Origin of the sequence: Polynucleobacter necessarius (assembly GCF_900095215.1) — a bacterium.
GTDB lineage: Bacteria > Pseudomonadota > Gammaproteobacteria > Burkholderiales > Burkholderiaceae > Polynucleobacter > Polynucleobacter necessarius_H.
Map to the genome: position 1 here is coordinate 1281651 of NZ_LT606949.1, position 14928 is coordinate 1296578.

At 43.7% G+C, this 14928-nt stretch carries 15 protein-coding genes and 4 pseudogenes; 7 read left to right on the forward strand and 12 right to left on the reverse strand.

All coding sequences use genetic code 11. From position 1 onward, the window contains the following. Positions 1-10: 10 nt before the first annotated feature. Positions 11-688, forward strand: coding sequence for a DUF1345 domain-containing protein (locus DXE35_RS07020; RefSeq protein ID WP_114690012.1), 678 nt, complete (start codon positions 11-13; stop codon positions 686-688). A gap of 231 nt (positions 689-919) precedes the next feature. Here DXE35_RS07020 and DXE35_RS07025 read toward each other — a convergent pair whose 3' ends face one another. From DXE35_RS07025 to DXE35_RS07045, 4 genes are all read right to left on the reverse strand, one after another. Beyond that, on the reverse strand, positions 920-1366 hold the full coding sequence (locus tag DXE35_RS07025) for a hypothetical protein (RefSeq protein WP_114690013.1): 447 nt from the start codon (positions 1364-1366) through the stop codon (positions 920-922). Positions 1367-1683: 317 nt separating this feature from the next. Next, entirely contained in the window at positions 1684-2046 is a 363-nt protein-coding gene (locus DXE35_RS07030) for a hypothetical protein (protein ID WP_162784994.1), read from the reverse strand. 543 nt (positions 2047-2589) lie between these two features. After that, positions 2590-2898 (reverse strand): hypothetical protein, encoded by a 309-nt coding sequence (locus DXE35_RS07040; RefSeq protein WP_162784995.1) that lies wholly within the window; start codon positions 2896-2898, stop codon positions 2590-2592. Between the two features lie 140 nt (positions 2899-3038). Continuing rightward, positions 3039-3395 carry a hypothetical protein gene (locus DXE35_RS07045; RefSeq protein ID WP_114690017.1) on the reverse strand — a complete coding sequence of 119 codons (357 nt, stop codon included), beginning with the start codon at positions 3393-3395 and terminating at the stop codon, positions 3039-3041. A gap of 279 nt (positions 3396-3674) precedes the next feature. Here DXE35_RS07045 and ahpC point away from each other — a divergent pair, with 279 nt between their 5' ends. Together ahpC and DXE35_RS07055 are read left to right on the forward strand one after the other, a co-directional pair. Further along, entirely contained in the window at positions 3675-4238 is a 564-nt protein-coding gene (ahpC, locus tag DXE35_RS07050; protein WP_114690018.1) for an alkyl hydroperoxide reductase subunit C, read from the forward strand. A gap of 109 nt (positions 4239-4347) precedes the next feature. Further along, positions 4348-5345, forward strand: a pseudogene (locus DXE35_RS07055) (FAD-dependent oxidoreductase). A 75-nt stretch (positions 5346-5420) separates the two neighbouring features. Here the strand turns inward: DXE35_RS07055 and DXE35_RS07060 are convergent. After that, positions 5421-6086: a YoaK family protein gene (locus DXE35_RS07060; RefSeq protein ID WP_114690019.1), complete on the reverse strand. Its 666-nt coding sequence runs from the start codon at positions 6084-6086 to the stop codon at positions 5421-5423. 7 nt (positions 6087-6093) lie between these two features. Beyond that, positions 6094-6381: a DUF1622 domain-containing protein gene (locus DXE35_RS07065; protein ID WP_114690020.1), complete on the reverse strand. Its 288-nt coding sequence runs from the start codon at positions 6379-6381 to the stop codon at positions 6094-6096. A gap of 111 nt (positions 6382-6492) precedes the next feature. On the opposite strand from DXE35_RS07065, the pseudogene DXE35_RS07070 reads away from it, so the two are divergent. From DXE35_RS07070 to DXE35_RS07080, 4 genes and pseudogenes are all read left to right on the forward strand, one after another. Next, a pseudogene (locus tag DXE35_RS07070) lies at positions 6493-7165 on the forward strand (NAD(P)H-dependent oxidoreductase). Between the two features lie 144 nt (positions 7166-7309). Next, positions 7310-7930, forward strand: coding sequence for an amidohydrolase family protein (locus DXE35_RS07075; RefSeq protein ID WP_114690021.1), 621 nt, complete (start codon positions 7310-7312; stop codon positions 7928-7930). Continuing rightward, entirely contained in the window at positions 7863-8270 is a 408-nt protein-coding gene (locus DXE35_RS09320; protein WP_162784996.1) for a hypothetical protein, read from the forward strand. The genes DXE35_RS07075 and DXE35_RS09320 overlap by 68 nt, the downstream gene beginning before the upstream one ends. Next, complete coding sequence (locus tag DXE35_RS07080; RefSeq protein ID WP_114690022.1) at positions 8206-9030, forward strand: amidohydrolase family protein; 825 nt, start codon at positions 8206-8208, stop codon at positions 9028-9030. Before DXE35_RS09320 ends, DXE35_RS07080 begins: the two co-directional genes overlap by 65 nt. Positions 9031-9173: 143 nt before the next feature. Here the strand turns inward: DXE35_RS07080 and DXE35_RS07085 are convergent, their stop codons facing one another. From DXE35_RS07085 to DXE35_RS07120, 6 genes and pseudogenes are all read right to left on the reverse strand, one after another. After that, a complete protein-coding gene (locus DXE35_RS07085; protein WP_231970088.1) occupies positions 9174-9533 on the reverse strand; it encodes a phasin family protein in 360 nt (119 codons plus the stop codon). Between the two features lie 402 nt (positions 9534-9935). Beyond that, positions 9936-10592 (reverse strand): annotated as a pseudogene (locus tag DXE35_RS07090) (nitroreductase). Between the two features lie 83 nt (positions 10593-10675). After that, a pseudogene (locus DXE35_RS07095) lies at positions 10676-12314 on the reverse strand (OsmC domain/YcaO domain-containing protein); the annotation flags it as partial. 677 nt (positions 12315-12991) lie between these two features. Then, positions 12992-13411: a DUF2971 domain-containing protein gene (locus DXE35_RS07110; RefSeq protein ID WP_162784998.1), complete on the reverse strand. Its 420-nt coding sequence runs from the start codon at positions 13409-13411 to the stop codon at positions 12992-12994. Positions 13412-13433: 22 nt separating this feature from the next. Continuing rightward, a complete protein-coding gene (locus tag DXE35_RS07115; RefSeq protein ID WP_162784999.1) occupies positions 13434-13805 on the reverse strand; it encodes a hypothetical protein in 372 nt (123 codons plus the stop codon). A gap of 38 nt (positions 13806-13843) precedes the next feature. Then, complete coding sequence (locus DXE35_RS07120; protein ID WP_162785000.1) at positions 13844-14800, reverse strand: hypothetical protein; 957 nt, start codon at positions 14798-14800, stop codon at positions 13844-13846. Positions 14801-14928: the final 128 nt, after the last annotated feature.

Sequence of the window (14928 nt, forward strand, 5' to 3'; positions counted from 1 at the left end):
TAGAGCCACCATGAACGTATCTCTCTGGACACAATATTGGCATCAGATAGGTGCTACCCATAGACTGCTGATAGTCGCCATAACTGGAATTGGGTCGTATTTCCTGTTGCCGGCAGAACTGAGCCCAACTGTCCGCCTGGCCCTATCTTGGGTGCTCGCAGGCAGTCTTTATTGGACCCCAACCTACATCATGATGTATTTCTCCACACAAGAAAACATCTTCCAACTCTCCAAAAAAGAGGATGCTGGCGCAGCAATGATTTTGCTCATCATCGTGCTGGCATCGGTGGCCAGTTTGGTAACGATCGTGATCATTCTTTCGGGCATCAAAGCACTCCCGACCAATCTGGCCATACGTCATGTTGGGCTGGTTTTAGCAACCTATGTCATTTCTTGGCTTTACGTTCACACAGCCTTTGCCCTGCACTATGCAAATGTCTACTACCAAGAATTTGAAAAGAATAAAGACGCACCATTACTCTTTGCCTCTAAATTAAAGCCCACTTATGTGGATTTTCTTTACTTATCAATGGTGATCGGCATGACTTGCCAAACCGGGGACATCAATATCGCCAGCTCCAGAATTCGCCTCCTAGTCATGATTCAGGGCATGACTGCTTTTGCATTCAACGCTTCTTTACTTGCTCTAGCGATCAATCTCATTTCATGGGTAGTGGCTTTAAATTAAATCTCCTGTTAATGAACAGTCAAAAAGCAATCGCCATCAAACAAAAGCCAACCCGAAGGTTGGCTTTTTAAATTCCACTGCGTTAGCAATACGGCATTACTTCAGCACAACCAGTGTCACTGTTGCTCGAGCGCCCCAACCGGATGGACCACCTGGGGTGTTGCTCACGTAATAGATTGGACCCGCCCCAAAGGAAAGCGGCACGCCATCAATTACAACCAAGTTAGAGGTTCACACATACAAAGGATTAGAGGTGCGATGTGAATCGTAGTTATATTGCCCCTCCATATTGTCTGTAAACGTCCAAGCATCCTTGGTGGTATATGCCACAAATGGCTGTCCGTACAAATTATTTTGCGTACCAAAGGCTGGGTTACCACCCATATTCCATGACTGGTAGCCAAGCAATCCATAAGTCCATGGTCCATCGCGATTGAGTATAACTGCTGTTACGCCAGCGCCAGTCTGCTGGGAGCCAAACTTACCGCTATTACCCGATGGAGATACCGCATATGGGCCAACACCCCAAATCCAAGAAGAATTCGTATTGGGCGCATAAAAGGACCATAGGGTCACACTGGCAATGCCATAGCCTGAAAAAGCCTGACCTGGCGCATATTGAACACTCGTCTCTCGCACGCCCGCCACAATCGGACGCACAAAAAAACGTATCGCCACCACCTAAATTAAATGGCATCACTGGCTGAACTAAGAGGGTTTGCTCAGAGCCACCTTGATTAAGACCGACACCACGATTGAATTCGTATTGCAGCGGTACAGAAATCATATTGGCAATCGGATGAGCCAACTTCTTTGCAATGTCAACTTTATCGACCGCTGGTTTAGGCGCAGCTAATGCTCCAGAATTTTCAGCTGCAATGATTCCCGCGCGCGCTGGAATTTCTTGGGCGCTAGCTACGGATGCAATAAAGCTTGCCGCAAAAAGAATACTTATCGTTTTGAAAATCTGAGTCATAAAATAAACTTATTAATTATTAGAATTTAAATGTTGCACCCAGCTGCGGGCCTTTAAACGTGGTTTTTTGCAAAAGGCTATCGCCATTCATGTCGTAATACATCATTCGATAAGCAAGAGATATATCAACCCACTTTTCAAAAGTTTTTCCTACATCAAGAACGCCCTGCCAAGTCATGTTGGGTGTGCCACCACCGCCGCCGATATCAGCATCAAAAGGAATGTACCAAGTAGAGTCAGCGATACGGTAGCGACCTTTAAAACCACCAATCGGATCAAGGGTGGCAATAGTTTTAGAGTCGACCACGCTTTTAGAGATTCCATCCGCAGACACGGTAAGCGCGAGCGTAGCAGTTGCAGAAATTCCTCTTACTCCAACCACACCATCTACATAAACATTCTGATTATTGAGAACAGTATAGGTACTCCAGTAATAATATTTTGTTGCATGGTTACTTTATGTGCCAAACTAGCTGGTATAGCTCCTGCCTGCGTTGGTACAGTGAGAGTGGTATTGCCAGTAGTTGGCAAAGTCGCAGAACGGGATCACCCATAATGCCCCAGTTGCCGTAATGCGCTTCTGCAGCAATCATGCGACCTGACTTTAAGTCGCCCAACACATTGCTAGTAGAGAGCTTTGCTGTATTGAGATAGCGATCGTTATAAAGAGCGCGGAGGAAATGCCGTACCCCCAAAATACGGAGTTACTTCAAAGCGCCATTCATCCGCAATTTTTGGAAGGGGCGAGAGACCTTAATCAGCATGAGCTAAGTTCAAGGTGGCAAAAACTGCTGAGACAGAATAAAAATGCTGCCAGATTTTTTATTCATAAAAGCTCTTTTGGGACAAAGTTGGAGGTAAATAATTTAATACTAATTTTGGTAGTCATGATAGACTGTAGAGCCAATTAGGCTGGGCTTAAACGCTAAAAATTGAATGATATCTTTGCATATGTTGACCAATCATATTGACGATAGGTTTGCACCACTTGTTTGCTGGCACCAACCGCAAAAACCCATTGCTTAGCGAAGCGATGGGTCACAATAGCATCAATCGGCACAAACCATCCCCCGCCCGGAGAGTTATAAACCATGCCGTTTTCATCCCAAAAACGCAGCATCGTACTTGGGGACAATTGCAAACCAAGCGTGGGGAATAACTGCAAAGTTCTCATTAATGGTGGCTGACTAGGATTAACGTTGGGACTATTATTTTTGCCTTCAAAACCATACATATAGCGCATTAAAGGCGAGAAGTCCGTCACATGAAGGAGGCTATCGACTTCCTGGATAAAAGACCACCCTAATTGCGGGCCAATCGCCCACTGCCCATTATTACCAAATGGAAATATCACACAACCGCCCACCAAGACATTCAAGGACTGTAAAAAAAGTTCTGTTTTGCCCCCCAGATGGTGATCAAGGTGTTGCCGGCACTGTACTGCCCAGCATTATTCGCAGATGAAATAGAGTTGTAATTAGACGCATAAGAAGTATCTAGACGAATACGTCCACGCCACTCACCCACTTCAAGAGGGTTGTAATACCGCAACCTCAAAATATTTTGATAATTGTCATTACCATCGTAATTGTGATAACCAAAAAATTTCAATACCTTGCTGTTAGTTAATTGCTGAGAATCATTGTCAAACTTTAACATCGGACCCAACAAATCCTCAGCGTAGCTTGCTGATACAAAAAGACTAATGAGGAGTGATAAAAGAAATTTCATATAAGGCGGCATCGCTCATAAATGATATTTACAGCGATTATTTTTCAAACAGAGACACTTATATAGCTTTAATGCATCCGAAGATCCTATAGGCATATATGGCCTTAAAAATTCAATCTAAATGGCAATTTCAGCCTTAGATTTGGCAAATGATCAGTTATCTATAAATTAGATTACAAATATCAAATTTATTCATTAGACAAATAATCAACTCAGGTTCAAAATTCACCCATGTATTCGTTACCCAATACATTGATTAACCAAAACAAGGAGCACAGTATGTCCATTGTCAATACCGCAGTTCAACCATTCAAAACTGAAGCTTTCCATAACGGCACGTTTGTCACTGTTACTGATGAAACCCTCAAGGGCCATTGGTCAGTTCTCATTTTCATGCCAGCAGCATTTACTTTTAACTGCCCAACTGAAATTGAAGACGCGGCAGAGAACTATGCTGAATTCCAAAAATTAGGCGCTGAAGTGTATATCGTGACAACTGATACTCACTTCTCACACAAAGTTTGGCACGAGACTTCTCCTGCTGTTGGTAAAGCCAAATTCCCACTCGTTGGCGACCCAACACACACATTGACAAACGCTTTTGGCGTGCACATCCCTGAAGCAGGCTTGGCATTGCGCGGCACATTCATCATCAATCCAGAGGGCATCATCAAGACAGCAGAAATTCACTCCAATGAAATCGCTCGTGATGTATCTGAAACATTGCGCAAGTTGAAAGCCGCTCAGTACACAGCCGCACACCCAGGCGAAGTTTGCCCAGCGAAGTGGAAAGAAGGCGCAGCAACATTAACCCCTTCTCTGGATCTCGTAGGCAAGATCTAAGTCGCTAAGTTAAATAGCTAGTCCATAGACTCTCTTTTTAAGAGAGTCTATTGGAGAGGACCAGATCCTGCCCAATAGACTCACCTAAAAAATACTCCAGAAATACATCATGCTCGATACCAATATCAAATCTCAATTCAAGGTTTACTTCGAAAAGATTGTTAGCCCGATCGTTCTCGTCGCTAGCGTAGATGAAGGCGAGAGCTCTCAGCGGATGCTCGAACTCTTGCGTGAAGTAGCTGAACAGTCTGACAAGATTACTGGTAAAATAGATGGTAAGGCTGAACACATTCCTAGCTTTACCGTTAGCAAAGTTGATCAGGAGGCCCGCATTATGTTTGCCGACTTACCAATGGGTCATGAGCTGACCTCCTTCATCTTGGCCATTTTGCAATCGAGTGGTTACCCAGCAAAAGTTGAGCAAGAGGTGATTGAGCGCATCACCAAATTAGAGGGTAAACACCACTTCCAGACATTTATTGCTTTGTCGTGCCATAACTGCCCTGATGTTGTACAAGCACTCAATCTGATGGCGGCTCTCAACCCAAATATTACTCATGAAATGATTGACGGCGCCCTTTATCCAAGCGTAGTCGATCAATTCCAAATCATGGCCGTTCCAACTGTCATCCTCAATGGCGAAGTATTTGGGCAAGGCCGCATGACCGTGGAAGAGATTGTGGCCAAGCTAGATACAGCTAGCCCTAAAGAAGAGGCAGCGCAACTTTCTGCTAAAGATCCATATGACGTATTAGTGATTGGTGGTGGACCTGCTGGTGCCGCAGCTGCGATTTATGCGGCACGAAAGATCGCATCAACAATACCGAGCACACCCTTAAGCTAGAAGGCATCTTGGTGCAAATTGGTTTATTGCCAAATACAGATTGGCTCAAAGGCGCGATTGATTTATCCAAGCATGGCGAAGTCATTGTGGATGCCAAGGGTGAAACTTCTTTGCCTGGTGTATTTTCGGCAGGAGATTGCACTACCGTTCCCTACACGCAAATCATCATTGCAATGGGCGAGGGAGCCAAAGCATCGCTTGGAGCATTTGATTATTTGATTCGCTCATCCGTTACCGAGCCAGTAGAAGCAGCTCCCGCCTAATTAGATATTCAGCGAGATCAGCAGTAAAACAAAAGGAGTCTTCCGACTCCCTGCCTGCTAATTACACCTCATCTATTATGCAGGCATACGTTCTTGTGCAGAACTATAAAAAACCAGCATTGCGATCGACATCATAAGCAACGCTAAACCGAGTGACCACACGGAATGAATATTTGCAAGGTATCCACCAATCGCGCCAGTAACAATAAATAAGAAGATGCTCATAATTCTGCTTAACCATCGATCACTCTTCGCACCAGCCAGGGATGATTCTGCAATGAGGGAAGTATAAGTTCCAGTAAATACATTGGTTGCTAGATCAGGAACCTCATGTATTCTAACGATGCTAGCCATAGCGCCCATCGCCATTGAGAGCAGATTAACCAACATATCCTTCAGCAGGGCATGGCTTTCTGGCTCACGCCACAAGGAAAGAGCAACTGCCAAAGCCAACAAAAACCAGACAAGCCAAAATGCTTTGAGTGATTTTTTGCCTTCTCCAAAAACGCGCATCAAACGAGAAGCTAAAATAATACCGACCGTAAAACCACCCAATGCTCGAATGTATTTAAATCCTTGCGCAATCGGTTCTCCATTTGCCAGCGCAATTGCAAACATCAGCAAGTTGCCACTCATCATTGCAGCAAAAACGCGATGCAAACCGACAAAACAGGTGGCATCAACCCAACCGCAGACACAGCTCAATAAGTAAAGCCCATATTTACGATCAATTATTGGCATCGGAGTTTTAACAGTAGTTCCTTACAACGATAGCGCCTAACACCGCAACACTAGTTAATGTTAGACTCATGGCCACTGTCCGAATCACGTCCCCCGCTACCAGCACTTCAAGGCCCAAAATAAGACAGCGAACACTTTGGATGCGAAAAGTCTTATAGGCAATATCAGCGATCTGGGTTATCAAACCTTTTGCAAAACCAGATGAGACCCCAAAAAAACACCGATGGAGACCACCGCAACCCCCAAGGGCATCCATCACATCACTGACACCACGAATAATTTCAATCTGATTCATGTTCTCGTCTTTTTAACTGGAATGCCTACATATTAGCTCGTTTAGCGCGAAGACCCGTTATAAATTACACTGAACTATCTTTATGTATTCACCAAATCTAGAGGAATCTGAATGAGTTTAATTGACAAACTACAGTGGCGTTACGCAACCAAAAAGATGAACCCCACAAAGTCCGTACCACTGGAAAAAAATAGAGCAAATTCTGGAAGCCATTCGCCTGACTGCTAGCTCTAGTGGATTGCAGCCATACGAAGTATTGGTTATCACCAACAAAGCCATCCACGAAAAGATTAAGGCCATCTCTTGGGACCAAACGCAAATAATAGATGCCTCCCATTTACTTGTTTCTGCCGCTTGGGATACCTATACGGCGGATCGCATTAACCAATCCTTTGATATGACCGAGAAGCTGCGCAACTTTAAGAGCGAAGCTGGTGATATCTATCGTCAAAAGTTACTTACTGGCTATACGGTTAGAGATGCTGAAACCAATTACAACCATGCTGCGAAACAAGCTTATATCGGTTTAGGTACTGCGCTAATCGCAGCCGCCTATGAGCCAGTAGACTGCACCCCAATGGAAGGCTTTGATCCGGCAGCGTTGGATGAGATTCTGAATCTCAAAGCCCAAGGTTTGCGTAGCGTTGTCATGTTGCCACTAGGCTATCGCAAGGCGGATGAGGACTGGCTGGTCAATTTGAAAAAAGTGGGAAGACCCAAGGAAAGCTTCATTAGCTGGATCAAGAAGCATCTAACTCTTCCTAAAAGCCAACCAAGCAGTTGACGTTTTTATTAGCCAATTCGCTTTTGAAGGGTGAATTTCACATTCACCACATTAAGGTTGATCCTATATCAAACCTGAGATATACGATACTGATTAAATCAGTACATTGTTGACTCCTTATTTAATAGAACCTAGGGGCGATCTATGAATAACCTATACAAAGCAGTTCTTCTTAGCCTCTTTGGCGCACTTCACTGCTTTAGCCCGCTCACTCAAGCGGTCGAATCAGCGGACGTTGTCTTTATGAATGGGCAGATTGAAACTCTGAATGCAAAACAGCCTAGAGTGAATGCCGTCGCTATCAAAAATGAAACTTTTCTTGCGATTGTCTCGGATCAAAAAATCAAATCGTATATAGGTCCTAATACTCAGGTTATTGACTTAAAGCAGCAGCTGACAGTTCCCGGCTTTGTGGATGCGCATACCCACCCTATGGAGACAAGCTGGCTAAAAGAAGTGTGGGTAGATGCTCGCTATCCTGGAACCAATTCGGTAAAGCAGGCTTTACTCAATATTGCCGAACGGGTGAAAGCAACATCTAAAGACCAATGGATTTATGTAGCCGGAGTTTCGGCCAGTGAAAATAAGTTTGCCGAGAAACGTCTTCCTACCAAAGCAGAATTAGACCAAGTTGCACCGAACAACACAGCCATTATGGCCAATGGTGCGCATATGGCGATTGCCCATAGCGCTGCGCTTGCCAAAATGGGAATTAAAAAAAGGGGTAACAAAACTACGTCATGGTGCTGGGGTACTCGCCGATAAAGATGGCGAACCTAATGGTGTCATCGCTGACGGCATGGGTGACATTCCTGGCAGCCCTACCCCACCAGAAATCGCCCGCTACTACGCAACCGATATCGCCAAGTTCTGGAACTCCTACGGCTTTACTTCCGTCATGGCGATCACGCCCGCTGCCGCCATACCGGTAATGCAAAGCGTTTCAGTAAGCACACCGACGCCCAATATTCGATACACCGCTTCCGTATGGGCTGAGCCCAATGGTGAAGGCATGCCGAAAGATTTAAGCGTCTTTGAGGATGCCCGCGAAAGCCAATCCAGCTTACTATCGCTTTGCCGCCATCAAGGCATGGGTGGATGGTGAGAATGATTGCAGAACAGGCTTCATGTATGAACCTTATGTAGGTATTCAAGATACAGACCCACCTGGTGGCAAAGGCACTTTGGTTACCAATCAAACTTTGGCAAATCGGTTTTCCGCCTTAGCAAATAAAAATCAGAAGATCAGCATGCTGCATTGCTCCGGCGATGCCGAAGCGGATATTGGGCTCAACGCCTATGAATCTCTTAGCAAGACTCAAACCAGCAACACTATCAAACGCATTGAACACTTTGGCATGTTTCAGCTAACGCCAGCACAATTGAAGCGCGGTGTAGCTCTTAAGAAGAATAATTTTCACCTCTCATCACAACCCATCTGGTTACTTGAATTGGTCAGTGCCGATTATGAAAACATGGGTACAGCAAGAGCAAAAACTGGTTATCAATTTAAAACCATGATTCGCGCTGGACTTGAGCCTGCAGCAAGCACTGATATGACAGGCATCTACCTTGGCAATATCGACCCCTTCAAAGCAATTTATGCAACCGTGACAAGACAATCCGATATGGGCATCTTTGAGCATCAAGAAGCTATCAGGGTTCGCGATGCCATCAGAATATGGGCCATCTGGCCAGCTAAAGCAGTTGGCGAAGACAAAGTTACAGGCAGCATTGAAGTTGGCAAATATGCTGATATGGCCGTACTCTCTGACAATATTTTTACCATTCCAAAACACTCTCTCAAAGATGTCAAAGCATCTATGACTGTTGTTGGCGGAAGGGTCGTTTACAAATCCAACTAAAAGGTCAACCCAAAAAGCGTATCTCAGGAAAAATAAAAGCCACCCGAGGGTGGCTTTTACTGAAACGGTAAAACTAACTAGCTAATTTAAGCAGTCAATTAAGCAGCTTTACGGCTTTTTGCAGCTGGCTTAGCAACAGCGTATTAACCTTGAATGTTTGCCAAAGCAGCATCAACGTTCTTTTCAAAGTTAGCAAATGCGTCAGTTGCAGTTGCACGAACTTGGTCGCACTGTTGGAGTGAAGACTCAAATGCAGTTTTGAATGCAGAAACAAAAGCCTCAGAACCAGCAGGAGCTTGTTTAGTAGCTTCTTTAACAAACTTCACCAAGTCAGCACGCGCGTCATCAATAGAAGCGTCAACTACTTGAGCAACTTCTTTGTTACCGGTACGCACTACTTTGTTTACTTTAGCTTGGTAAGCAGCAGCGTATTTAGCGGCTTCTTGAGCAGCTTCTGGCTGAGCCAATTTAGCCAACTGTTGTGCGTCTTTGATTGCCAACAATTGTGAGCTTGCATCTTGAGCAACAACTAAAGCATCTTTAGCGGCAGCTTGGTTGATTTCAGCTCATTCTTGAGCGCTTTCAACAGCAACTTGTGCCAAATGTTTAGCGTTTGCGATAGCTTTAGCTCGTGCAGCTGCGAATTGGTCATTTAATTGAGTTTGAAACATGATTTATTCTAACTTTAAGTAAATGGGTTGTTTATTGCGACGCACCATTTTAAGCGTCCCATTTTCCAAATGCAAGATATTTTTGTTGCAAAGCAACATATTTTTTAGTCACCATCATTTCAAGCGTTTAAATGAGGTTTTTCAAGGGCTTAGCCAGTATCCCTATCATTGGAGATGCCTCTAAAAAAGCTGAGATTTCCTAAAAATCAGTCTAAATTACCCAGCCAAAACGGCTCACTTTACCCAGGCGGTAAAGTCCTCGGCATTCACTCTAGGGGTAATAAAGGTGTTCACAATGTCAGCTTTATCGGCATAACCTAGCGCCATACCGCATACCAACATTTCATTCTCTTTTGCACCAATAGAAGGCAGGATGATCTTTGCATAATCATTCCAGGCTGCTTGCGGGCAAGTATCCAAGCCCTCGCCTCTAGCAGCGACCATGATGTTCTGCAAAAACATTCCATAGTCCAACATAGAGCCTCTACCCAACTCTTTGTCGATCGTAAACAACAGACACACCGGAGCACAAAACGCCTCAAAGTTTTTGCGATGCTGAGCATGCATCTTCTCTTTGTCGCCTTTGGTGATTCCGAGTAGACCATATAAACCCAAACCCTTTTCACGACGTCTATCGATGTAAGGACTGAACCATTTCGCAGGGTAATACTCATAGGCTGGCTGATACTCTTTAGCCAGCTCTGGATTGGCAGCAATGCCGTCATATACAGCGCAAACTTTTTTGCATAACTCTTTAAGTGCGTCGCCTTCTACAACATATGCTTTCCAAGGTTGAGTATTAGTGCCGGAAGGTGCGCGTGCAGCTATATTCAGTCACTTGATGATGATCTCTTTAGAGGCCGCCTATTTTGTAAATGCCCGCACAGACATGCGGGATGTAATTGCCTCGGCTGGAGTTAATGCCTTCATCACTTACCCTTTAACTTTTTAGCATTTATGTCTACTGAATCATTTCAAGATATCTTACTAGCTCGCGCCTGATGTAGTTTCTTATAGCTATCCAATAGGCGCTGGTGTCTATCCAGGCCCTCTAAGCTCAAACCAGTGGGCGTTAGCCCATAAAAACGCACGCTACCGTCGATAGAACCCATCACGGCATCCATTCTGGCATCGCCAAACATGCGGCGGAAGTGCAATGCGTAATCCGCCATCTCCAACGCTTCATCGAGCATCACTTCGAGGGCCGCATTCAAGACTTGATAAAACAACTTGCGTTCGACAGTATTGTCGTTGTACTGCAGGAAAGCCCCCCACTAAATCATGCGCCTCTTCAAAGCGTTGCAGGGCGAGATTGATTAGCAACTTCAACTCGAGCACCGTGAGTTGGCCACAGACAGTATTCTCATTAAATTCAATCCCAATCAGCGTAGCGATATCCCCATACTCATCGAGCTCGTTATTCTCCAGACGATCGAGTAAAGACATTAAGCCGGCATCATCTAATTCTGATAACCCGAGAATATCGTTTCGAAATAACAATTCCTTATTGGTGTTATCCCAAATGAGGTCTTCCACTGGGTAAACCTCAGAATATCCAGGCACTAAGATTCGACAGGCAGTAGCGCCCAATTCGTCATATACCACCACATATACTTCCTTACCCATCTCTTTCAGGATGCCAAATAGAGTATCGACCTCTTCGGCATTTGAGTCTTTACCTTTGCCTGAAAAATCCCAATCTACAAATTCATCATTCGATTTAGCGCTGAAGACGCGCCATGACACGATGCTACTGAAGTCGATAAAGTGCTCAACGAAGTTATTGGGTTCGATTACCGCTTCGCTTGTAAAGGTGGGCTGGGGTAAATCATTCAGACCCTCTAGGCTGCGCCGCCACTACAATAGTTCAGTCAGACTACGCTCTAACGCTACCTCTAAGCTGGGATGCGCACCGAATGAAGCAAAGACCCCGCCTGTGCGTGGATTCATTAAGGTAACGCACATCACTGGATAGATGCCGCCAAGCGATGCATCCTTCACCAATACTGGAAAGCCTTACTCTTCTAGGTTCTGCATGCCTGCCCAAATTCCAGGGTATCGTGCCAACACTTCCTTTGGGACATCTGGCAAAGCGATTTCACCTTCAATAATTTCTCGCTTAACCGCTCTCTCAAAAATTTCCGACAAACATTGCACTTAAGCTTCGGCGAGCGTATTACCAGCACTCATGCCATTGCTCAAAAATAAGTTTTCAATCAAATTCGACGGAAAATAAATTGTCTTGCCATCGGATTGACGAACGTACGGCAAAGAACAAATGCCGCGTTGCTGATTCCCAGAATTGGTATCCACCAAATGCGATGCGCGCAACTCGCCATCCGGGTTGTAAATCTTTAAACAGTACTCATCCAAAATTTCAGACGGTAATGCATCTTTTGGTCCAGCCTTGAACCACTTTTCGCTGGGATAGTGCACAAACGGCGCATTGGCAATCTCCTCCCCCCAGTAAGCGCCAGCATAAAAGTGGTTATTACTAAGACGCTCTATGTACTCTCCCAGGGCTGATGCCAGCGCACTTTCCTTGGTTGCGCCTTTGCCGTTGGTGAAACACATCGGTGAATGTGCATCGCGGATATGCAAGGACCAGGCATTGGTATTGAATAATGTAAACAACCAAAACTGCAATTTCATTTCATACCAATAGTAGATAATTCGCAGCCCACCTCGCTTGCCTTTACCTCTATTTGAATCGCCAAACCTTAACTTCCGCAATCCTCCGGTCCCCGCAATCACATCTCCAGATTTAGGCATGATAAGCAAGAAGTTTTGCAGCTTTCTATACTCATCGTCCGTTATATAATCCTGGCGATAACGCTCAAACGAGGGCAATTCAACAAACAGTGCTTTGATTTCATACTATACGCAACTTGCGTATAAGTCAATAAGCCTAAAACTAGTAGGTTTTAGGGGTATAAGCACACCCCGCCCACTTATTACCCACCTTAAGCGACATTGCCATACGGCACTATGCTATCGCTGGAATTATGGCTAAGCGTGGGGATGACTGGAGGATTGCGGGGGTGAGCGTTACTTAAAGTAACGCTTGGGATTAGTGCATCAAATGGCATCAACCCTTATGTATTGTTTTGGTAACTCCAAATTTAGTAACCGCCAAACTCAACTTATGAACACGAACAGGTTGGGAATCTTCATAAAAATTATGTATTAATTTCTGGAAATGCTCTTTAGTTTGATTGCACTTAACCAACATCAACACTTCTGTAAGGCGCAATTTTTCTGAAAATAACTCAAAATACATGCCTTTTGACCTATGTGAATTTTTCAATACGGGGAATAATTCTCTGCTCTTTTTCATAAGCCCAGCCATTAAACTTAATTGCAAAAATATCTAAAGCATCCTTTTTTGACAAATGGCTTTTGCCATCAAATGTCACTCTATTTCTATATCTAACTTTAATTAGATCGCTTTCATCTACATCAAACCCCAAACCTATACCCCTATGGTCATCTGCGTAATGTGACCACATTAATGGTGACGTATAGTCGCTAGAAAATGAAACTACTCCATATGTATTGTTCAAAACATCAACGGATTGCATATTGCAATTGCGCATATTTTTATCGCGTAAATGGATACAAGAGAGCTCGAAAGGATCATTAAGCTCCTTAAACCTTGAAATCTTTAGCCACCGTTTCTCAATAGCCTGAATCGCCCACTCTTCTTTCATGCATTTATAAAGCCTCATGAAATTATTCACTCAACTTAGATTTAAATGTTTGAGATGCCTCTGAAAGCATCTGATGAATAGGCATCTTCTCGTCATGTTTGCCATCAAGAGTAGCCGAAGCATTATAAGAAATTACATCAATTGCTCGATCCATTAGTTTTTCAATTAGAGAAGAATCATCTAACTTAAGATCTGTAATCTGTTTTTTATCACTCTCATAAGATTTAGCCATCGCCTCTTTATGTGAGTGCCCTTCAAGCAATCGTTTGTTTTCGCTCCTTCTCTTATTAACAAAGTAGGCAAACCAAATCACAGGAGCATAGATTGGTAGCTTCATTAAAAATGCCCTGCGTAATTCATCCAGATTTTTAGAGTTATCTGGTGCAAAATACATTGCCATAGAAAGCAATGCAATTAGAGAAATGTAGAAAACTACCGAATACGCGATGATATATCCTCGGTATGAGCGCTTTTTTTTGCAGAGTACTCACTTGCTAATCCCGCACTTGCGGCGCCAGGAAGTAAATCCTCTACCTTAAGATTTAATGCATCAAACTTTGCCTGCTGATCAAGCTCAATTTTTGATAATTGATTTAATCTTTCATCAATTTCATTTTTTAGACTGGGTTGAGGCTCTCCAGAAGGGGCTGGCAAGCCATAGACTTTTGAATAAAAATCTTCCAGCTCTTGTCGTTTGGACTGAATTTCATTGAATGCATTTTCTGATGCTTCTTTAGCTGCTTGGATAGTTTTTTCACTTTCTGAAACAATATTTTTTAATGCAGGCGCACCATCCTTATCGACCAATAAATCTTCATATAAAGCTTTAATTTGCTCACTCTTAGAAGTGGGCTCACGTAGAAGATTTTCAAATTTTGCATCTTTCCCTTCGATACCCTCAACCCCAAAGAGACTATGTTGCAAATCAGAGATTTGTTTGTTAACACCCAGAATGTGTTCCTGAGCCTCATTTACTTTAGATGTAGCAACATTAATTTGCTCAAGATTCGCTTGGGCATTTTTCTCGAACGCCTCGAGCGATGAATTGATTGAGGCTGTGTAGGTTTTTAATGCTTCATACAGCGCTTTTGCAGAATCAGCATCTGAAATGATGTATGGCTTTATATACGTCAATATGTTATCCGCTGCATCATTTGCAGTTGCTAAATTTGCATTATTGTTCGATGTCGCATATTGATTAATTTGCTGCAAACAGTTATTTGCTTGAGTCTTAGCGTTATCCAATATAGATAATGGCATTAAATCGGGGTCTACAGATGTCAGAATGCTGTCGATATAAGAATATATTTTGCTTAATCTACCAACCTCTTCCGTCGTAGCTGTAGCAGTTGGGTCGTCAATGGCTATCTGTGAAATAGCTTCATTCAATTGGTTCCACACCTCATGGAACTGATGAGCTTCAAATGCGATCGACCATCTTGACATACTAAACCTACCTTTTAAGCTTATCTGACACTTCAATTAGATATGAAATTCATATAGATATCCAGCGATTA